Raw genomic sequence first — 18,871 nt, forward strand, 5'->3', positions numbered from 1 at the left:
TCGATGACTGCGAAGCGTTCCCTTGAGCGTAGAATCGAAAGCGCCTGACCGCCCACCCGCTCGAACGAACGAAACGTGCCGCCGACCGAACCGCAAGACGATGCGGACTCCTTCGAAGAGTTCCTGGCCGACTGGCTCGACGCCCGGGCGGAGGGGCGGGAGCGCGATCTCACGGCGGCTCTGACGGAACGTCCCGATTGGGAAGAGCGTCTGCAGGAGTTTCTGGACGATGAGGCGCCGCTCCGGGCGGCGGTCGAACGCTCTTCCGAAGAGAGCCGCAGTCGGGGTCTGGACTCCGCCTTCTTCAGTCGACCCTCGCGTGCCGGCGACGCCCCTTCGCGTCCGCTGATTCCTGCCGACAGATCGCGGCAGGGAAGGAGGCGATCTTCCGCGTCGCGGATCGCCTCGATCGAAGGACTCGTCGGCGAACAGTTCGGCGGGTACATCCTGGAGGAGGCGATCGGGCGGGGCGGCATGGGCGTCGTCTTTCGCGCCCGGCAACTGGAGCCCCGGCGGACCGTCGCGCTCAAGCTGATGCGGGCGGGTGCGCTCGCGGCGCCCGACGAACTGAAGCGGTTCGAGCACGAAGCCCACGCCGTCGCGGCGCTCGATCATCCCGGCATCGTGCCGGTGTTCGAGTACGGCCAGATCGAGGGCATCCGTTACTTCTCGATGCCGTGGGTGCAGGGCGAATCGTTGGAAGCCGTCCTGAAGCAGGGGACGCTGGAGCCGCGCGAGGCCGCGCGCGTCGCGCTGGAGATCGCGGACGCGGTGGCTTATGCGCACGACCGCGGCATCATCCACCGCGATCTCAAGCCTTCGAACATTCTGGTCGATCGCGCGGGAGGCCGGCGTTCCTCCGCCTCATCTTCGCTGGAGAGCGGCGTCGCCAGCACGGTCTGTCTGGGGGGCGACTCTTCGTCGACCGGTTCGAGCCCTCGGTCGCCCGCGTCCGATTCGTCAGGACGCCTGGAACGGACCACGCTGCGCGTCGCGGACTTCGGACTCTCCAAGTCGATCGACAGCGGCGACGACCTGACCCACACGGGGCAGGTGATGGGGACGCCGGGCTATATGGCGCCCGAGCAGGCGTGGGGCGAACAGAGCCGGATCGGCAAGCCGGCGGACGTCTACGCCATCGGGGCCATCCTCTACCGCGCGCTCACGGGCAGGCTGCCGATCGAGGGAGCGAACTTCCTGGAGACGATCCTCAAGACGCGCGACCTGGAACCGACCTCGACGCGGAAGTACGTCCCCGCCGTGCCGCGAGCGCTGGACGCGATCTGCCTGAAGTGCCTGGAACGCGAACCGAGCCGGCGTTATGCGGACGCGGCGGAACTGGCAGCCGACCTGCGGGCGTACCAGCGGGAAGAGCCGACGAAGGCCTCGCGCCCCAACGTCATTCAACGGGTGCGGCGCTGGAACCGGACCTATCCGTTCCTGGCCAGTCACGTCTGGGGGCTGCTGTTTCTGTTCGTGATCGTGCAGCTCAACTGGATCACGATGGGGAGCGACCTGACGTATCACCTGCGGATCAGCGGTATGCTGGTCGCCTGGCTGCTGCTGGCGATCGGCCTGCAGGTCTTCGTCGCGGGCAAGGCGCTCCAGCAGCCGGTCGCGGCGATCTGGCTTGCACTCGACGCGGCGATCATGACGATCTTCTTGCTGGTGACGCAGCACGACCCGTCGCAGCTCTTGATCGGCTACCCGACGCTGACGCTCGCCGCGGCGCTGTTCGAGAAGGTTCGGTCGGTCGCGATGATGACCGGCGTGACGATGCTCGCCCACGCGTCGCTGCTGATCCTGCGTCCCGAGCTTTGCGATCCCTGGTCGCACGCGGTGCTGTTCCAGGCGCTGCTGCTGATCATCGGCTTCCTCGCCGCCTCGCTGGTCCGGCGGATCCAGCAGTACCGAAGGATCTTCGAGGAGCGAAGGTGAACGACGTCGAACTTGGACTTCGCGTTCCCCTCACGGCGATTTGGGCGGCCAGTAGACCGAATTGTCGACCTTCGCGAGAATGCGGCCGCTCGCTCGCGGAGTCGGGCCGTCGCAGAGCAAGAACTCATCCCCTGCTTTTGCGCCGTCCCAATAAGCCGCTGAGTTAATGAATAGCACGACGCACTTCGTGGTCTCGCCGGGCGCCGCTTGATCCCGTTCCAGCCGCACTTCCGTTCCGTAGAAATAGCCTTCAGGCATTTCCGCGTGACGGAGCAGAGGACGCCAGCCTGAATAGACCGGACTTCTGCTTCCGCCCTCGGCGACGGGAATCATGCGGATCTCGGCTTCGAAGGCGTTCATGGTCGTCGTGTGCGATCGGACACTAGAGGCGTTCGATGTGAATTCGAAGGGTCTCTGCCGTTCGGGGCAAGCCTTGCGATGCAAGTTTCGTCAGGAACTGCGAAGCGGTCATCGGAGGATTCTTGAGACCTGAACGCTGGCGTCTGACGGCGCTGCACACATCTTCGAGTCGCGAACCGAGTTGGAGCGTTAAGAAGTCATCCGGACTCTTCGCTTCGATCCCGTAGGGGGTCAACTTCTCGGGCGGGAAGTCGCGGAGATTGAAGGTCAGGATGACGTCTGCCTTTGCGTGGATCGCAGCGGCCAGGACATGTCGATCCTTCTCGTCGGGCAGGTTGAGTTCTTCGATCAGGCGCTCGTAGCCCGTAACCAGGCTGTCACGAACGCTTGCGTCCATGAGCGATCGAGTACGTGCAAGTTGTTCCTTGAGCTCTGGCCGCGTCCGAAGGAGGCTGCCGATCCACTCGTCGTGGATCGCGTCGGTCCAACGAGCGTCGAATACGCCCACGATGGCGAGCCTCATCAGGAAGTCTCGCAATGCGGCGGGATAGAGCACGCACGCGTCGAGTAAGACTTTCGGCGGGATGGGCGATTGATCCATCCCTAATAGCCCATGTCCAACTCTTGAGCCTGAGCGGTCAATTCGTCGAGCGCTTTGTGACGAGCCTCGTCGTCGATGCGCTTGTAGGTAGCGAGGTCCTGAAACAGGATACGGCGGTGACTCCCTACCAGGCGATGCGGGATCTCGCCCTTTTCCAGCAAGCCGATCAGGAAGGGGCGCGAGACGCGCAGCAGGTCGGCCGCCTGCTGGGTGGTCAACTCGGCCGGTAGAGAGACGACTTCGACGGCGTTTCCCTGCGACATCTGATTCAGCGTCGTCTGCAGCAGCCGCAGGGCGGAGGCGGGAACGACCGTCGTGGTTTCGGCGCCTCCCTCGGCGGCGACGACGATGCGAAACGACGACGCGCCGGTCGAAAGCGCTGCGGCGAGCGCCTCGCTGCCTTCGCCCGCCAGGCGAACCTCTTCAGGAGTAGGGGGCGATCCGACGGTCGCGACGCGGGTGATGGCCGACATATCTCGTGTCTCCTTTCAACTGACATTCTGCCACCAATCGCAGCGAAAGCAATAATCGAAATAAACGAAACGGTCGTTCGGCGGGCGGTTCGGCTGCCTGGTCGTTAAAATTGGGCTGCTGCGCGTGCCAACGAACGCGATTCGTGCCTCTTCTTCTCAGGTTCCCCCCCATGACCGCTGATCCTTCCCGCGGATTCTCCCGTCGAGCCCTGCTGCAATCGTCAGCCGTCGCTGCGGCGGCGCTGGCCGCGACGGCGACCCTGACAGGAGACGAACCGGTGCAGAAGAAAGAGCCCGCCGAAGAGTCGGCCAAGCGCATCGGACGCGTGAAGCAATCGTTCGTTCACTGGTGCTGGAGGGACTACTGGGACGTCCCGACGATGTGCGCCCATGCGAAGAAGCTGGGCTGCGAAAGCGTGGAACTGGTCCCCGTCGAGCACTTCAAGACGGTCAAGGAGGCCGGCCTGACCTGCGCAATCGCGAGCAGTCACGGCTTCGTGAAGGGGATGAACGACCCGGGAAACCACGATTACTGCATCGAGAAGCTGACCGCCTCGATCGACGCCTGTGCGGAGTACGGCTTTCCGACCGTCATCACCTTCACCGGCATGGCGCAGAATCTGGACCCGCAGCCGGGCGAACGGACGACGGCCATCGATCCGGAAGAAGGGATCGCCAACTGCGTCGCCGGCTTCAAAAAGATCGTCGGCTACGCGGAGAAGAAGGGGGTGAACCTGTCGCTGGAGATGCTCAACAGCCGGGTCGACGAAAACATGAAGGGCCACCCCGGCTACCAGGGGAACCACGTCGACTACTGCCTGCAAATTCTGAAGCAGGTCGGCTCGCCCCGGCTGGGCCTGCTGTTCGACATCTACCACGTCCAGATCATGGACGGCGACGTCATCCGCCGCATCGGCGAATGCAAGGAGTTCATCAATCACGTCCACACGGCAGGCAACCCGGGACGGTGCGAACTCGACGCCGAGCAGGAGATCAATTACCCGCCGATCATCAAGGCGCTGGCCGAATCAGGCTACCAGGGTTACGTCGGGCACGAATTCATCCCGACCCGCGATCCGTGGGACGGGCTGGAGAAGGCCGTGCGGATGTGCGACGTGTAGGAGCGGCTCTACGCCGCGCGTCGCTCGGCGTCGACCGGGACGCTCTCCTGGCGCCGGAATCTGCCGTCGCGGAGGAACGCCGCCACGTGCCGCGCGGTCTCGGGCGAGAAGAGCATGCCCGTGTGCGTGTTCTGCACGACCACGCGATCGACCATCCGGGGCGCGGTCGAACTGCCGTGACCGACGACGAAGTCGAGCGACGCGGCGATGACGCCGATCTCGGTCTGTTCGGGATAGGCGAGCGAGTGGACGTAGCTCTCCGGGCACGTCCGCATCTGACGAAGGGGCTTGAAGATCGCACCCACCCAGGGGGCGAAGCGATCTGCGGCGAACGAGCCTCCGTTCGGCGGCGCCAGCATGACCATCCGCCGGATCGGCGCCTGCACGCGAGCGAGCGCCTCGCGCGTGACCAGATTCCCCATGCTATGCGCGACGACGTGCACCGCGCGGGGCGACTTCTGATCGTCGGAATTCGCTTCCGAATTATCGGCGGGCGGGCAGGCGACCTCTTCCAGGTAGCGGGCGAAGCGTTCGCCGATGCGGTCGATCGGAAGCGTCAGGCTGGGGTAGCCCCAGACCCGCACGTCGTAGCCCTGCGTCGAAAGCGACGACGCTAAGTATCGCATCCACAGCCGGTTGCCCCCGAAACCGTGCAGCAGCACGACCGTTTCGTTCGGAGTTTTCGGCATGGTCGCTTCGATCCTTGCGGTCTGGCGGGAGCCCCGGGACGTCGCTTCGCAAATCCCATCCTACGCTTGAACGGACCCCGCACGAAGAGCGACTTCGTAACGGCGTTCGCCTCCGAACGTCGCGCCGGTCGCTGCAATTCCCTTCCTTTCAGGTCGGCTAGCGGCGCGAAGCGACTTTCGGACGGCCCGGAACCTGCGAACGGATTGCCGAAACTACGCGTTTTGACGCCCCGATGATCGATCCAAGCCTCCGCATGTCAGCTGCTCGCAGGGCCCGGCGCCCGGCGCTTCGGCGTGCGTTCACGCTGGCGGAAACGCTGATCGCGACGGGAATCGTGGCGATGATGACCGCTGCGCTGGGAACGCTCGTCTACGCCGCGACCGGCGCCGCGACGCACGTAAGCGCGGTGCGACAGACGCAGCATCATGGCCGTCGGAGTACGGAGCGGCTGACGGAACTCGTCCGATCGACCTACAGCAGCCGGTTGTTTCCCGGCGCCGTCGTCGTCACGTCGACCAGTTCGGGCGAGACCTTTTCCGACGTGCTGGCGCTCTGGCTCCCGCTGGGAACGCCGGTCGCTCCGACGGGTCGGCCTCGCGTCAACGAAATCCTGTTCATCGGGCCGTCGCGGACGGAGCCAGGCAAACTGATGCAGTTTCGCCGGGCGAACGACACGGCCGTAGCGCCGGCCTGGAACGGCTCCGCCGCCTGGACGAACCTGGCCAACTCCGTCATGAGTGATTCGACCGCCACGACGGAGGTCTGGACCGATCTGCTTCACTGGAAGGCCTACGGCACGGACAAGCGGGGTAACGCGACGTTCGCCGTGCGGGCGGCGCCCTCCAATGCCGAATGGCAGCAGTACCTCGCCGGAACCCGCACCTGGGCCAACGTGCCGTGGAGCATTCACGGTGGCGGGAGCCTGTCCGGCATCCGCACGGTCGACGTCACGTACGAACTTCAGTTGAAGCCCCCCACCGAACAGGGAGCCTCTCTGAAAGACTTCGACCGGGGCGTCTTCTTCGGCGGCGCAACGTTCAAGACGATCCTGGAGAAATGACGACCCCGGCGTCACTTGCTATGAAGCGACCAGCCTCCCTCCGAACTTCGGTGCGCCGCACGCGGTCGCGACGGCGGGGGTACGCGCTGATCGTCGCGCTCGCGCTGCTCGCGCTGGGGATGGGAACCGCGGTCGTGATGCTGCGAACGAGCGACCTCTCCGTGCGCTCGACGTCGCGGGACAATCTGAAGCGGCGAGCGGACGGAACGGCGCAGTCCTCGCTGGAACTCGGGATCGACGTGATCCGCCGCCGAAGCTGGCCGGGCGTGAACTGGGAGTTCTCGGGATCATGGCTCGACGAAGCGTCGTTCCGTGTCCGCTACCTTCCCGGCGACGCTTCGCTGACCCCGTCGTCGCCCGACTACGCGTATTACCCCTATCGCGTCACGATCGAAGCGACGGCCACGGTGGTCGATCCTTCCGAACCGTCGGCCGTGACGACCTCCGTCGCGACGGCGGTGGTGGAACTGATCCCCAAGAAGCTGCAGGGGACGCTGTCGGGTTATGGCGACCGGAACGACTACGCGTATTACCAGATCGACCGCTTCGGCTCGACGGGCGAGATCATCCTCGAGCCGCCGTTTCAGTTCGTCGGCAAGACCCGGCTGAACGACCCGATCAAGGAGTGGAGCAAGGAGTACTTCGACGACGACGCGCGTCGGCAGCCCTACTTGAGCGGCCTGAAGACGATGGCCCTGTCGGGCACGGAACGGCGCCCCTTCGTGGGGAACGTCGAATACAGGTTCGCCTCGCAGCCGAGCAAGCTGCGCACCGACGTCACGACGCGACTGGGACAGACGGAGGTCAACATCACGCCCGATCTGGAGTGGGCGGTTCCGTCGGCGTCGACCGATTCGTACCAGCTTTACCCGGGCGGGCCGGTCTATGCGATGCCGTCGTTCACGTCGACCTACGGCTCGAGTCCGCAGAACCTGACGATCGCGGCCGATCCGACGACGAACCCGCTGGGACTGCTGCGGCTGAGGTCGAGCGCGACCCTGAGGAACGACGTGAGCATCGCGGGCGCGTTGATCGCGTCGGAATCCTCCGTCTCGCTGACGGTGGAGGGCTCGCGCTGCTCGATCAGCCCGCCCAAGGCGATGAATCTGAACAGCCGGACGCTGGGCCTGGCGATCCCTTCGCTCTGTCTGACGAACGATCTGACGATCAAGAAGTCAGCCGACGACGTCACCCTGCGCGGCGCGGTGATCTGCTGGGACGAATTCCTGATCGAAGACGGAACGTCGTTGCAGGACGTCCTGATCGAGGGGGGGCTGCAGAGCCATCACGCCTTGATCAGGGGACGATCGGATTTCACAAGCTTCGCTTCGTGGAACGGCGCCGTCACTTCGTACGGCGCAAGCGGAACGACTCAGCCCTTCCCGCTCTACCTCGAAACGAACTACGGTCTCCCCAGCGAGCCGTCGATCAAGATCCGAAAGGATGTCACGGGCGCGACCGCGAAGCACGTCTTCGCCCCGTCGCAGCCGCTGTACGACTATCCCGATGCGCAGTCAGGATTGACCTGGCGCGTCGTGCGAATGACGTCGCCCAACTGAGCGGCGTCATCGAGCGAGATCACTTTTTCCTACGCACTTCAGGAGATCGTTCCATGCAGACCCAACGTTCCTTCGCGGCAGGCGCAATTTTCGGCGCGGCGGCGACTGTGATCGTCGGCGCCGCGCTCATGGCGGCAGGCTCGCACGCTCCCGCAGGCGCTGCCGAAACTCCGACGCTTCCCAACGCCGCGGCGCAGCGCAACGAAACGCTCGCCGAACTGAAGGCCATTCGCGAAGCGATCGACAAGCAGACGGCCCTTCTGGACGCGCGCCTCCCGGCGGCGAAGTAGCATGCGTCGAAACTCCTGCGGCTTTTCCCTGATCGAGGTTCTGGTCGTCGTGGCGATTCTCGCCGCGCTCGCCGGGATGGCCGTGTCGCTGACCGAGCCGTCGCCGGCAGCGCGGTTGCAGATGACGGCCGACATGCTGGCCGCCGATCTGGAACGGGCGCAGGAACTATCCCTGTCGCGCGGGGCGCCCCATCGCATCACGTTCGAAGGCGCCGAGCGCCGGTTCGTTCTGAAGCACGTCGGAACGAACGCAGCGTTCGACGAGCTGCCGATGTACGTTCAGACGAGGTCCTCCGAATCGCGAACGCAGGCGACGTACGCGCTCAGCGAGCGCTCCGGGTACGGAAAGTACGTCAGCATCGCCGGGTTCGAGCCGGCGAATCTGTATGCCGAGGACGAGTTCCCCGTGCAGTTCGCTTCCGACGGCAGCGTCGCGGACGGGCGGACCGTGACGATCTGGCTCTCGTCCTTCGATAACGGCCGAACGTCGTTTCTGCCCGTGCGGATTTACCCGGTCACCGGCGTCGTATCGATCGGAACGACGACCGACGCGCTCCCTCCCGCCGCGGCTGCGGTTCAGGACGAAGGCTGACCGGCCTTCCAAAGCGGCGCGCGGGCGCGAACTGCGTCCTATCTTTTCGGCAGGCTCGTTCTTTCCTGACGGGCTGCTGCGTCAGTCTGCGACATGCCCGCCGATGCTTTCGTCTCTGTTCCAATCCGCCACGGCCTCGACTCGTCTGGGGCTGGTTCTTTCCGGCAACGGCTTTCGCCTGGCGCAAGTCGACCCGGAAGAGCGTCGGATCGTGCGCCGCATCGAGTGGCGCGAGGAGAACAGCCGCACTCCCGAAGGAGCGGCGCCTGATCGGACCGTCGTCGCCGAACTGACTCGCTGGGTCCGTTCGATGAAACTGTCGGGCGCCGAGGTCGTGCTCTGCGTGCGTCCCCCGTTCCTGTCGGTGCAGAATCTGCGCATTCCGCGGCTGAGCGAAGCCGAGTCGCGCACGTTCGTGCTGAAGGAAGTCGAACGCCGCGTTCCCTGGCCGCTCCCGGAGGTCGACCTGCGGCTGTCGCCCGTGGCGGAGATTCGCCATGCGGACAGTCTGGTCAAAGAGCATCTGATCTTCGCCGCCCATCGCCCCTACATCGCGGCGCTGCTGCATGCCGCGGAAGAAGCCGAACTCGTTCCCGCGGCCATCGACGCCGAGCCCTGCGCGCTGCTGCGCGGGATCTCGCAGCAGTTCCGCCGCGACGAGGATCGGGCGAAGCGTCTGCTCGGTTTTTATCTCGGACGCGAATACTCGCTGGTTTTCGTCGGCTCGGGCGAGGAACTGCTCTTCGTCAGGCAACTTCCGATCGGGTCCGATGCCTTGAACAAAGCGACCGCCGACTCGCTGCGGCTGTCGGTCGCCGAGGCTCGCCGCACGCGCTTGTACCAGGGCGACCGGCGGATCGGATCGCGAGACCCCGAACTGACCCGTCTGCTGCAGCGCGCGCTCCGTCCCCTGCTGCAGAAACTGGTCGACGAAATCTCGACCGTCGCGCGTTACCACGGCGTCGCGTTTCGAGGCGAGACGCTCGACCTGGCGGTCACGCTCGGCGACGAAGTCGATGCCGTGACCTACGACGCCGTCGCATCGGCGATCGAATTCCCCTGTGCGCGCAGCGAACCGTTCCGCGGCTGGCGAACGGACTTCGACGGACCTGCCGAAGGGTGGGATCTGGCGATCGGCCTGGCCTCGCGAAGCTTCGATGAGGTCGAGGCATGAAGAAGGCCGTCGATTTTCTGCCTGCCGGCTATCGGGCGCAGCGTCGCCGACGCGGACTTCCCTGGTCCGTCTTCGTCGTCGCCGGCGCGGTGACGCTCGGCATCGTCGGCGGCGCGATCGGACAGTACGTCTACGGCCGAACCGTCGCGGCGAGCATGGACGAAGCGCTGGCGCAAAAGGCGCTCGTCGACGCCGATCTCGTGCGACTGGCCGCAGCGAATGCGGAACGCGATCGCCTCGAAGCGCTCGTGCGGCGGACTTACCTGACCCATCGCCCGGCCCAACTGCCGGCCTTCTTCGCCGAACTGAGTCGTTCGCTGCCGGAGAATTGCCGGATGCTGGAAGTGCTGCGGATCGACGCGGAGCAGACGCTCTCCCGGCCGACCTACGCGCCGCCCGCGGTCGCCGGTGCGGCATCGACGACGACCAGCGGCGATCTCTCCGCGATCGATCGCGACCGGGATCGACTACGTCGAACCAGCGCCTTCGCGGAAACGGAAACCTGGGTCGCCTCCGGCGTCTCGACCGACGTGACCTCGTTGCATCAGTTCGTGGAATCGCTGGATCGGTCGCCGCTCGGACTGTCGGCCCAACTCACCTCGTTCGAGGCCGCGCGGGGCCAGGCCGAGACGGTCCGCTTCTCGCTCACCATTCAACGAAACCGATCCTTTCCGGTCGCCGTCCCGACGCCCGCGGCGTCGTCCGCTCCTGCCGTCACGGCACAGGCGCCGTCGCTGGCGACGCCGACGCTGGCGACGCATCGGACGGAGCGATTCGAGGAGGCTCCGAGATGAGCGGAATGGAAACGCAACTCCTGCTCGAGCGGGTGGGCAAGCATCGCTTGCCGGTCTGCATCGCGCTCGGCGCGGTCGCCGTGGCGTACGCCTTCTTCGTCTTCCGTCCGGCGCAGATCGCGCTAGGCGAGCGGCGGGCGGAGGTCGAACGCGTCCGGCTGGAGACCCTGCAAGGCGCGACGGAAGCGGCTGGGCTCCTGCGGCTGGAAGACGAAATCGCCGTCGCTCAGGCCTTCCTGACGAAGTGCGAAGAACGTGCGTCGACCGAGCGTCGCCGCGGGGAGTTGCTGTCCGGGCTTTCCCGGGCGGCGGAAGAGAGCGGTCTGTCTCTGCGATCCATGCAGCCCGAACAGGGCACGACGTACGAAACGTTCGACACGCTTCTCGTGCGTCTGGAAGCGACAGGTCGGTACGGGAGTTTCGCGGCGTTTCTGGCCAAGGTCCAGCGACTGCCGTTCGCGACGCAGATCCAGGAGTGTCGACTTTCGGCGGCGACGCCGGACGGCGAGGGGCAGAACGCTCCTGGAAATGCGGCAGCGCCGAATGGCGCTCTGGCGGGCAAGGGCGACCTTGCCGGTTCGTTGGTTTTCGTGGTTTTTGCCGGCAGCGCGGGTTAATCCGTTAACGCCGGCGTGCCCCTCGCCGATAGAAGAAAGGCGTCGCTTCACCCGAGGAGCGGCGTGTTCGCATGGCTGATTTAGTACGCCGTCTGAAGACGGAGTTGACGCGAAGTCCGAAAAAGACCGCGATTCTCGCGATCGGTACGGTCGTTGCCGCCGTCTTCTGGGGCCGGATGCTCTGGAAGCCGTCGAAAGACGTCGATCCGACCGTCGAGGCGCGTCCCGCTTCGGCCCAGATCGTCGCTCCCGTCGTCCCCTCGGTCCCGCTCTCGAAATCGCTCCTGTCCGGCGGAAACGCGGGGCTGAGTTCGACGAATTCGGGCGAGCCGAGTTGGGGAGACCTGCTCGTCTGGATGAAGTCCTCGGTCGAGGCTGAGTCCGCCGGCGCTGGCGGCGACATCGCTCGCGATCCTTTCGATGCCAGCGATCCGACGCTGGCCGTCGTTTCATTGACGGAAGAGCCAGAGGCGGAAACGTCGGGCGAAACGCAGTCAGGCGAAGAAGCGGCTCCGGCGCCGGAACCGGGGCGGGAAGCGGCTCAGGCGATGACGTTACAGGGGGTCCTCAAGATCGGCAGCCAGCGCTTCGTCCGCCTCGACGGTCAGACGCTGGCGATGGGAGAAAGCTTCGAAGTCCCGGGCGCGACCGACGCGGAAGGTCAGCCCGAAACGTGGGTAGTTCTGGAAATCGAGAGCGACGGCGTCGCGATCCGCCCCTCGACGGGAGGCGAGCCGGTCCGACTGAATCTTTCGAAAACAAGCTTGTCCGGCGTGCGAACCAGCGTTCCCGAAAGGGAGTGAGGCTTGAGTGAGGATGCGAGGTCCGTCGTTGCTTTCGTAGGGCGGGCATCGACCCGCCGGAACGAGAACCGAAGCGAAGTAGCCGTCAGGCGATGCCTGACCTACTGAAAAACAGCAGGAAGCTGACTCGCGGAGGCGAGCCGTTACGGAAGACCGCATGTCCCGCTCCGTTCGTTTCATCCAGTTCGCCGTCGCCGTAGCGCTCGGACTCGGCCTGATCGCCGCGTTCGCCTTCGCGCTGTTCGGCGATGCGCCGCGAGGAGAGACGCACGCTTCGACTCTGCACGTGTCGCCGCTGCAAGTTACGACCGCACCCTCGTCCGCGCCGCCTGCCCCTCAACTCCCGCGGGCGGCCAGTTCCTCAAAGCAGGACGATGCCTCGGAGCGGCCGCTGACGCGGCACATTCGTCCGGTCGTCTATGAAGAGACCGCCCCGAACCACGAACGGATGGAACGCCTGGAGCGCTCGGTCGGCAGGCTGACCGGCCTGATGGAAGAGCGGGCGGCACAGGCTTCTGCCCCGAGCGTGCCCGAGGCATTCGCCGGTCCCGCCTTCGCTCCGGCTCCCTTTCAAGCTCCCGCGAGGATGGGCGCTCCCGCTAACACGACCGCTGCCGGTCCTGTCGCTCGGTTCGCTCAGGCGGGACCGTTCCCTGGCGATCCGGCGATTCCGCGATTCGGCGATCCGGGGCTGGCTCCTCCCGCGGGCCCGTTCGAATCGTTGCCGGTCCCGGGCGGACCGCCCGCCCCGATCGAACTCGATACGAACCGCGACATTCCGCTGCGCGACCTGATCCATCTGCTCGGCAAGGGCGCCGGGTTCAACGTCGTCGTTTCGCCCTCGGTCGAGGGGACGGTCAGCGCCTCGTTGCGGGACGTCTCCGGGCTCGACGCGCTCACGGCGCTGCTGCGTGCGCATGGATACGTTTCGCGCCGCGACGGAGCGTTCCTGTTCGTCGGTCAGCCGGGCGACTTCTCCGATATGGAGCGGCTCGACGACCGGATGAACCACCGGGTCTATCGCCCGCGGTTCGTGACGGCCATCGAGTTGCAGACGCTGCTGGCGCCGATCCTGTCCGAGACCGGAAGAATGACGGTGACGACCGCCGCGGAAGTCGGCATCGCGACGAACGGCGATCAGGCCGGCGGCGACGCCTATGCGGGCGAAGAGATTCTGCTGATTCGCGATTGGGAAACGACGCTGCTCGAGACGGATGCCGTCGTGGCGAGCGTCGATCAGATGCCGCTGCAGGCCTCGATCGAAGCGGTCATCCTGAGCGTCGAACTCGACGACGAGCATCGCTGCGGCATCAACCTGGAACTGCTGAGGGCGAGCGATCACGCCCGGATCGTCAGCGGCACGCCGACGACCACGCTGGCCGCGATGGACTTCACCGACGGCGGATTGAACATCGGCTTCCTGAGCGCCCACGTCGGCGCGTTCGTGGAAGCGCTCGAAGAGATCGGCGACACGCAGGTCGTCGCGCGACCCCGGCTGACCTGCGTCAACAAGCAGCGGGCCGAGATTCTGATCGGCGACCAGATCGGCTACCTCAGCACCACGCAGACGGAAACCGCGACCACGCAGACGGTCGAGTTCCTCGACGTCGGAACGCAACTGCGGATCCGCCCCTTCATCGCGCCCGAGGGGGTGATCCGGCTGGAGGTCCATCCCGAACTCAGCTCGGGCCAGGTCCGACTGGTCGGCGATACGCCCCTGCCGGAGAAATCCACCACGCAGGTCACGACGAATATTCTCTGCCGCGACGGCGCGACGGTCGTCATCGGCGGCCTGATCCGCGAGGAGACCGTCGCTCAGACGGGCCAGGTGCCGATCATCGGCGACGTTCCGTACTTGGGAGTCCTGTTCCGGCACACCACGGAAACGGTCCGGCGAACGGAATTGATCGTGCTGATCACGCCGCGGATCCTCCGCGATCCGCTCGACGGCAGCGAGCCGCGTGCGACCTGGGACGGCCTGCCCGAACGCCAGATCGCGCAGTTTCAAGGCAAGAAGTATCACTGGCTCGCCAACCAGCGCCACGCGCAGCAGTACGGTCGCCTGGCACAGACGGCTTACATCGCCGCGAATTACGAGCGGGCCTATCGCTACGCGATGATCGCGCTGCAGTTCGAACCGAAGAACGACACGGCGTTGAACATTCTCGCGAGATTGAACATGGAGGCGCCCGCTGCGTGCGGACCGCTGCCCGCCGACGCGTTCGTTCCGACGAACGCCGGGACGCCGCCCGCCGACGAAGCGCCCGTTCCGCAGTCGACGTCCGCGGGAGCGACCTACGCACCCGCGGCGGGTCCTCCGCTCGGGGCCTATCCTGCCGGGCCCCCGCCGCGGGTCTATCCAGAAGGAGCGCCGCGGGTCGAGGCTTATCCCTACGCGACGGATTCGCGGCAAGCGCCGATGACTCCGCCGATCGTCGACGTCGTTCCGCCTCCGCCTCGGGAGTACCTTCCCTGATGAGACAGCAGCGAGATTGCGGACTCCTGTCTCTGGCGAGTCGCTTCGCCCTGGCGGCGACGCTCGCCGGCGGATGCGCCTCGGTCCCGACGTTCCCCGCGTGGCAGAATATCTCCGCCGAGCGGGAGACCAGGAAGCAGGAGACGTTGCAGCACATCGATCGCACGCGCGGCCAAGCCGCGAAGATCGAAGAGGCCTCGTTCTCGAAGGAACGGGATCCTCGATCCGTCGTTCCGCCCGACCGCGCGCCCAATCGCTTGTCGCCGGTCGGCGAAGGCGTTCCGGGTATGGCCGTCGATCCGACGCTGACGCCTGACCTTATGATGCCGACGGTCGATCAGGAACTGCGCTCCGAGGCTGATCGGGCGGTCGCGATGGGCGATCTGGACGAAGCGATCGGTCTCTATCGCGAGCTGATCGCGAAGCAGCCCGGCGATGCGCAGTTGCATCACGCGCTCGCCCTCGTGGCGGAGCAGATGAACCTGCACGAGGAAGCGTCGCGGCACTACCTGGAAGCCCTGCGCCTCGCCCCCGGCGAAGCGCTTTATCGCCTCTGCTACGAGGCCCACGCCGACCGCCTCGCCAGCGAGCGTCCGAGCGGCCCGGTCGTTCGATAGCTTATGGCGGTCCTGATAGCGTTCAGCGTCGATGCTTGCGGGACCGACTGCGGCGTCCTTCGAATGGGCTAGCGGGGGACGGAAGTCCCCCGAGTCTGGATCGCGGTCGAAGACTGCGATCGCCCGATGCTCGGCGACAGGATCGCTCGACCGTCGCTCTGCTCGGTCGACGGACTCGGGGGACTTCCGTCCCCCGCTAGTCGATGCCTGACCTGCGAAATGGCGCCCCTCCGCGCCCGGTTCGCGCGCCCGGTAGAATGACGACCCCCTCTCGATCACGTTCTTCGTCGCGAGAAAGTCGTCTGATGCCGGTCGTTTCCGCTCCCGAGAATCCGCTCGATTTCGAAGGCTCCGCGATCGCGGTCGGCCACTACGCCAACAGCGATCAGACGTCGTGGCTGACGAAGCTTGACCAGGGCCTCGGCGGGACGATCTCCCAACTGCGCTCCGCCGGCGAGTTCAAGGGCGCGCTGGGCGAACTGGTGACGCTCTTTCATCCGCAGGGCAAGACGAAGCGAATCCTCCTCTTCGGCCTCGGCGAACGGAGCGACGCGACGACGACCCGCGCGTTCCAGGCCTGCGCCGGCGCCGCGAAGGAACTGGCAGGGAAGGATCGCCCCCGGGTCGCGATCTACGCCGAGCCGACCTGGAGCCCCGCCCTGCAGGCGAGCGGTCTCGCCGGGGCGCTGGTCGGGTCGGTAGGTCAGGATCTCTACCGCAAGGAAAAGAAGCGCTTCCCCTTCGAGCAGCTTGCGTGGGCGGGCGGTTCCGACGCGACGCTCGCGCGGGGGCAGGCGCTCGCCAGCGGCATGAACCTGACCCGCCGACTGGTGAACGAACCGCCGGATAAGATCTATCCGGAGGCGTTCGCCGACCGCGCGGTCGAGGCGGGCAAGGAAGCTGGCTTCACGGTCGAGGTTTGGGACGAGAAGCGCCTCGCGAAGGAGCGCTGCGGGTCGCTGCTCGGCGTCGGACAGGGTTCGGACAAACCCTCCCGGATGGTGATCATGGAGTACCGCGGTCGCGGCGACGGACCGTGGGATGTGACGCTCGTCGGGAAGGGGGTCACCTTCGACTCGGGCGGCTACTCCATCAAGCCGACCGACGGCATGAAGACGATGAAGTGCGACATGGCGGGGGGCGCGGCCGTCGTCGGCGCCATGCACGCCATCGCCAGCGAGAAGCTGCCGGTCAACGTGATCGGCCTCGTCGGGCTGGTGGAGAATCTCATCAGCGGATCGGCGTTTAAGCTGGGCGACGTGTTGACCGCGCGCAGCGGCAAGACGATCGAGATCCACAACACCGACGCCGAAGGGCGTCTGGTCCTGGCCGACGTACTGGACGTCGCCGTCGAACGGGGAGCGGAGCGGATCGTCGATCTGGCCACGCTGACCGGCGCCTGCGTCGTCGCGCTCGGCACGGACATTACCGGTGCCATGACCAACGACGAAGCGTGGTACGGAGAGGTCAAGGCCGCCGCCGACGCCGCGGGCGAGTGGATCTGGCCCCTGCCCATGTTCAAGGAATTCGGCGAGCAGATCCGCAGCGAAGTGGCGGACATCAAGAACGTCGGCGAAGGTCGCTGGGGGGGCGCCATCACCGCGGCGAAGTTCCTCGAAGAGTTCGTGCAGGGCAAGCCCTGGGTTCACCTCGACATCGCCGGCCCTTCGTTTCTCGACGCCCCCAAGCCCTGGCTCGACGCCGGCGGCACCGGATGCATGGTCAGGACGCTGTTTCAGTTGGCGGAGAAGCTCGGGCAATCGAAGGTTTGAGCGACGCGCGGCCCCATGCGGAACTCTCCGCTGGACAAACTCCGGCGTCCGCCTATCGAGTCTGAAACGTTCCGCGGGAGAGCGTTCCCGCAGTCGGGAGTCGTCGCGGCGAGAGGAAGTAACGGGATGCATCGGAATCAGACGCTCGCCGCGTTTTGCCTGGCGGCGACGCTCCTATCGCAGTCGGGATGCTGCTGCTGCGTGACGATCCCGGTCGGACCTGACGGCGGCGAAGGCGCCGAATTCGGCGAGTTCCTTCCGCCCGAAGGCTTCGACGCGGAGGCGGAGGATTCGCCGGCGGCGCCTGAACTCGACGAAGTCCAGTCCGAAGGGGACGAAGCCGACGAGGACCGGGAAGACGCGGGCGACTGAGCCCCGGAGGAGCGGGGGCGAAGGCGGCGACGATGGCCTTTGACCCCTACGACCCCTATATTGGGCTTCCCCCGTTCGGAAGCCCGTATGTCTGTCCGCTTGTTCGCCGCCTGTTTCGTGGCCCTGCTCGCCAGCGCCGCCGCGGTCGCGGAAGCGCGTCAGCCGAACGTGGTGATGATTCTGGCCGACGATCTCGGCTGGGCCGATACGTCGCTGTACGGCCCGCACGAACTGCATCGAACGCCGCATCTCGATCGCCTGGCGTTCCGCGGCATGCGGTTCACGAACGCCTACGCGGCCAGTCCGGTCTGCTCGCCCACGCGAAACAGCCTGTTGACGGGTCTCAGTCCGGCCCGGACCGGGATGCTGACCGCGCACGGCAGCCGGATCGCGGCCCTGCTGTCCGCCCGGCTCGATCGCGACGTGACGCGGAACGAAGAGCTGATGCTTCCGATCAGCGCCACGCGCATCCGGCCCGCATTCGTCACGCTCGCCGAGCGTCTGAAGAGCGAAGGCTACGCGACGGGGCACTTCGGCAAGTGGCATATCGGGCGCCCCCCCTACGTGCCGACGACCAACGGTTTCGACGTCGATGCGCCCGAAGCCTGGAGCGCGGCGGCGCCGGGCGGCTACTTCAACGAGCAGGGGCAGCATATCGACGATCTCGCGGCGATCTCCGCCGTCGAGTTCATTCGCAAGAACAAGTCGCGTCCGTTCTTTCTGAACTACTGGTCGTTCTCGGTCCATGCGCCCTACCAGGCGAAGCCTCAGCTCGTCGCGGCCAACGCGAAGACCGCCCTCGCGACGGGATCGTTCCGCAGCCCGACTTACGCTGCGATGGTGCAGACGCTCGACGCCAACGTGGGGCGCCTGCTGAGCGCGATCGACCGGTTCGGTCTCGCCGGCGACACGATCGTGATCTTCGCGTCCGACAACGGCGGGACCGTGCATCAGTTCATGGACGGGGTGCCCGTCACCTCGAACGCGCCGCTTCGCAGCGGCAAGGGGACGCTGTACGAGGGGGGCATCCGCGTCCCGTTCGTCGTGTTCTGGCCCGGAGTCATCGAGGCGAACTCCGTCAGCGACTCGCTCGTGCAGACGACGGACATCTATCCGACGCTGCTCGAACTGCTCGGGCTGGCCCCTCGGCCGAACCAGATCTTCGACGGCGTCAGCTTCGCCCCCGCGCTTGCCGGGCTTCCGTTTTCGCGGCAGGTCATCTTTTCGTACTTTCCGTACGAGAGCCGGGGCGTCCCGGACCGCACGTCCCCCTCGGTCTGCGTCCGCGTGGACGACCTGAAGCTGATTCGGTTCTTCTACGCGGGCATCGACGGCGCGCATCGCTACGAGTTGTACGACCTGGCCGCCGATCCGGGCGAGACGACCGATCTGTCGAGCGAGATGCCGCTGGTCGTCTCCTCGCTCGACTCGTTGATCGAGGGCTATCTCGCCGACGCCCGCGCCGTCGTACCGAAGCCGAATCCGGAATTCGTGCTGCCGAGTCTGTAACGAGAGCTTCGCTTCGTCGACGACCGGAATTCGATCGCACGCCAGACTTCGAC

Annotated in this window: 19 protein-coding genes; 15 read left to right on the plus strand and 4 right to left on the minus strand. The window is 66.1% G+C overall.

All coding sequences use genetic code 11. The features are described from left to right. The first annotated feature begins 75 nt into the window (after window positions 1-75). Window positions 76-1,938 carry a serine/threonine-protein kinase gene (locus SH602x_RS09870; RefSeq protein WP_479476627.1) on the plus strand — a complete coding sequence of 621 codons (1,863 nt, stop codon included), beginning with the start codon at window positions 76-78 and terminating at the stop codon, window positions 1,936-1,938. Between the two features lie 30 nt (window positions 1,939-1,968). On the opposite strand, the gene SH602x_RS09875 is transcribed toward SH602x_RS09870, so the two are convergent. The 3 genes from SH602x_RS09875 to SH602x_RS09885 are packed head-to-tail and all read right to left on the minus strand — an operon-like array spanning window position 1,969 to window position 3,372. Beyond that, window positions 1,969-2,298 carry a hypothetical protein gene (locus SH602x_RS09875; RefSeq protein WP_479476628.1) on the minus strand — a complete coding sequence of 110 codons (330 nt, stop codon included), beginning with the start codon at window positions 2,296-2,298 and terminating at the stop codon, window positions 1,969-1,971. Between the two features lie 22 nt (window positions 2,299-2,320). Next, window positions 2,321-2,899 (minus strand): PIN domain-containing protein, encoded by a 579-nt coding sequence (locus tag SH602x_RS09880; RefSeq protein WP_479476629.1) that lies wholly within the window; start codon window positions 2,897-2,899, stop codon window positions 2,321-2,323. Between the two features lie 2 nt (window positions 2,900-2,901). Then, entirely contained in the window at window positions 2,902-3,372 is a 471-nt protein-coding gene (locus SH602x_RS09885; protein ID WP_479476630.1) for a helix-turn-helix domain-containing protein, read from the minus strand. 170 nt (window positions 3,373-3,542) lie between these two features. Between SH602x_RS09885 and SH602x_RS09890 the strand changes: the two genes are divergently transcribed. Further along, window positions 3,543-4,493 (plus strand): TIM barrel protein, encoded by a 951-nt coding sequence (locus tag SH602x_RS09890; protein WP_479476631.1) that lies wholly within the window; start codon window positions 3,543-3,545, stop codon window positions 4,491-4,493. 8 nt (window positions 4,494-4,501) lie between these two features. On the opposite strand, the gene SH602x_RS09895 is transcribed toward SH602x_RS09890, so the two are convergent. Further along, window positions 4,502-5,182, minus strand: a complete 681-nt coding sequence (locus tag SH602x_RS09895) for an esterase/lipase family protein (RefSeq protein ID WP_479476632.1) — start codon at window positions 5,180-5,182, stop codon at window positions 4,502-4,504. A gap of 254 nt (window positions 5,183-5,436) precedes the next feature. Between SH602x_RS09895 and SH602x_RS09900 the strand changes: the two genes are divergently transcribed. From SH602x_RS09900 to SH602x_RS09960, 13 genes are all read left to right on the plus strand, one after another. Then, window positions 5,437-6,243: a hypothetical protein gene (locus SH602x_RS09900; RefSeq protein ID WP_479476633.1), complete on the plus strand. Its 807-nt coding sequence runs from the start codon at window positions 5,437-5,439 to the stop codon at window positions 6,241-6,243. 50 nt (window positions 6,244-6,293) lie between these two features. Then, window positions 6,294-7,802: a hypothetical protein gene (locus SH602x_RS09905; RefSeq protein ID WP_479476634.1), complete on the plus strand. Its 1,509-nt coding sequence runs from the start codon at window positions 6,294-6,296 to the stop codon at window positions 7,800-7,802. 53 nt (window positions 7,803-7,855) lie between these two features. Further along, window positions 7,856-8,092 carry a hypothetical protein gene (locus SH602x_RS09910; protein ID WP_479468761.1) on the plus strand — a complete coding sequence of 79 codons (237 nt, stop codon included), beginning with the start codon at window positions 7,856-7,858 and terminating at the stop codon, window positions 8,090-8,092. A 1-nt stretch (window position 8,093) separates the two neighbouring features. Then, the gene (locus SH602x_RS09915) at window positions 8,094-8,684 is read left to right on the plus strand and encodes a pilus assembly FimT family protein (protein ID WP_479476635.1); all 591 of its coding nucleotides are present in this window, start codon (window positions 8,094-8,096) and stop codon (window positions 8,682-8,684) included. A gap of 103 nt (window positions 8,685-8,787) precedes the next feature. Continuing rightward, on the plus strand, window positions 8,788-9,858 hold the full coding sequence (pilM, locus tag SH602x_RS09920; protein WP_479476636.1) for a pilus assembly protein PilM: 1,071 nt from the start codon (window positions 8,788-8,790) through the stop codon (window positions 9,856-9,858). Then, complete coding sequence (locus SH602x_RS09925) at window positions 9,855-10,652, plus strand: hypothetical protein (RefSeq protein WP_479476637.1); 798 nt, start codon at window positions 9,855-9,857, stop codon at window positions 10,650-10,652. Before pilM ends, SH602x_RS09925 begins: the two co-directional genes overlap by 4 nt. Continuing rightward, window positions 10,649-11,269 (plus strand): type IV pilus inner membrane component PilO, encoded by a 621-nt coding sequence (locus SH602x_RS09930; RefSeq protein ID WP_479476638.1) that lies wholly within the window; start codon window positions 10,649-10,651, stop codon window positions 11,267-11,269. Before SH602x_RS09925 ends, SH602x_RS09930 begins: the two co-directional genes overlap by 4 nt. 71 nt (window positions 11,270-11,340) lie before the next feature. After that, entirely contained in the window at window positions 11,341-12,072 is a 732-nt protein-coding gene (locus SH602x_RS09935) for a hypothetical protein (RefSeq protein ID WP_479476639.1), read from the plus strand. A gap of 157 nt (window positions 12,073-12,229) precedes the next feature. Continuing rightward, entirely contained in the window at window positions 12,230-14,548 is a 2,319-nt protein-coding gene (locus SH602x_RS09940) for a type II secretion system protein GspD (RefSeq protein ID WP_479476640.1), read from the plus strand. Beyond that, a complete protein-coding gene (locus SH602x_RS09945) occupies window positions 14,548-15,165 on the plus strand; it encodes a tetratricopeptide repeat protein (RefSeq protein WP_479476641.1) in 618 nt (205 codons plus the stop codon). The genes SH602x_RS09940 and SH602x_RS09945 overlap by 1 nt, the downstream gene beginning before the upstream one ends. Before the next feature lie 305 nt (window positions 15,166-15,470). After that, a complete protein-coding gene (locus SH602x_RS09950; protein ID WP_479476642.1) occupies window positions 15,471-16,937 on the plus strand; it encodes a leucyl aminopeptidase in 1,467 nt (488 codons plus the stop codon). A 126-nt stretch (window positions 16,938-17,063) separates the two neighbouring features. Then, window positions 17,064-17,309 (plus strand): hypothetical protein, encoded by a 246-nt coding sequence (locus tag SH602x_RS09955; RefSeq protein ID WP_479476643.1) that lies wholly within the window; start codon window positions 17,064-17,066, stop codon window positions 17,307-17,309. Window positions 17,310-17,396: 87 nt separating this feature from the next. Next, window positions 17,397-18,818 (plus strand): sulfatase, encoded by a 1,422-nt coding sequence (locus SH602x_RS09960; protein ID WP_479476644.1) that lies wholly within the window; start codon window positions 17,397-17,399, stop codon window positions 18,816-18,818. The last annotated feature ends 53 nt before the right edge of the window (window positions 18,819-18,871 follow it).

It is taken from the genome of Lignipirellula cremea, assembly GCF_056501455.1.

What these genes read in the sequence shown, in the direction of transcription:
- SH602x_RS09875 (WP_479476628.1), bottom strand. Translation starts at nt 2,298, where the DNA reads ATGAACGCCTTCGAAGCCGAGATCCGCATGATTCCCGTCGCCGAGGGC.
- SH602x_RS09880 (WP_479476629.1), bottom strand. Translation starts at nt 2,899, where the DNA reads ATGGATCAATCGCCCATCCCGCCGAAAGTCTTACTCGACGCGTGCGTG.
- SH602x_RS09885 (WP_479476630.1), bottom strand. Translation starts at nt 3,372, where the DNA reads ATGTCGGCCATCACCCGCGTCGCGACCGTCGGATCGCCCCCTACTCCT.
- SH602x_RS09890 (WP_479476631.1), top strand. Translation starts at nt 3,543, where the DNA reads ATGACCGCTGATCCTTCCCGCGGATTCTCCCGTCGAGCCCTGCTGCAA.
- SH602x_RS09895 (WP_479476632.1), bottom strand. Translation starts at nt 5,182, where the DNA reads ATGCCGAAAACTCCGAACGAAACGGTCGTGCTGCTGCACGGTTTCGGG.
- SH602x_RS09900 (WP_479476633.1), top strand. Translation starts at nt 5,437, where the DNA reads ATGTCAGCTGCTCGCAGGGCCCGGCGCCCGGCGCTTCGGCGTGCGTTC.
- SH602x_RS09910 (WP_479468761.1), top strand. Translation starts at nt 7,856, where the DNA reads ATGCAGACCCAACGTTCCTTCGCGGCAGGCGCAATTTTCGGCGCGGCG.
- SH602x_RS09915 (WP_479476635.1), top strand. Translation starts at nt 8,094, where the DNA reads ATGCGTCGAAACTCCTGCGGCTTTTCCCTGATCGAGGTTCTGGTCGTC.
- pilM (WP_479476636.1), top strand. Translation starts at nt 8,788, where the DNA reads ATGCTTTCGTCTCTGTTCCAATCCGCCACGGCCTCGACTCGTCTGGGG.
- SH602x_RS09925 (WP_479476637.1), top strand. Translation starts at nt 9,855, where the DNA reads ATGAAGAAGGCCGTCGATTTTCTGCCTGCCGGCTATCGGGCGCAGCGT.
- SH602x_RS09930 (WP_479476638.1), top strand. Translation starts at nt 10,649, where the DNA reads ATGAGCGGAATGGAAACGCAACTCCTGCTCGAGCGGGTGGGCAAGCAT.
- SH602x_RS09935 (WP_479476639.1), top strand. Translation starts at nt 11,341, where the DNA reads ATGGCTGATTTAGTACGCCGTCTGAAGACGGAGTTGACGCGAAGTCCG.
- SH602x_RS09940 (WP_479476640.1), top strand. Translation starts at nt 12,230, where the DNA reads ATGTCCCGCTCCGTTCGTTTCATCCAGTTCGCCGTCGCCGTAGCGCTC.
- SH602x_RS09945 (WP_479476641.1), top strand. Translation starts at nt 14,548, where the DNA reads ATGAGACAGCAGCGAGATTGCGGACTCCTGTCTCTGGCGAGTCGCTTC.
- SH602x_RS09950 (WP_479476642.1), top strand. Translation starts at nt 15,471, where the DNA reads ATGCCGGTCGTTTCCGCTCCCGAGAATCCGCTCGATTTCGAAGGCTCC.
- SH602x_RS09955 (WP_479476643.1), top strand. Translation starts at nt 17,064, where the DNA reads ATGCATCGGAATCAGACGCTCGCCGCGTTTTGCCTGGCGGCGACGCTC.
- SH602x_RS09960 (WP_479476644.1), top strand. Translation starts at nt 17,397, where the DNA reads ATGTCTGTCCGCTTGTTCGCCGCCTGTTTCGTGGCCCTGCTCGCCAGC.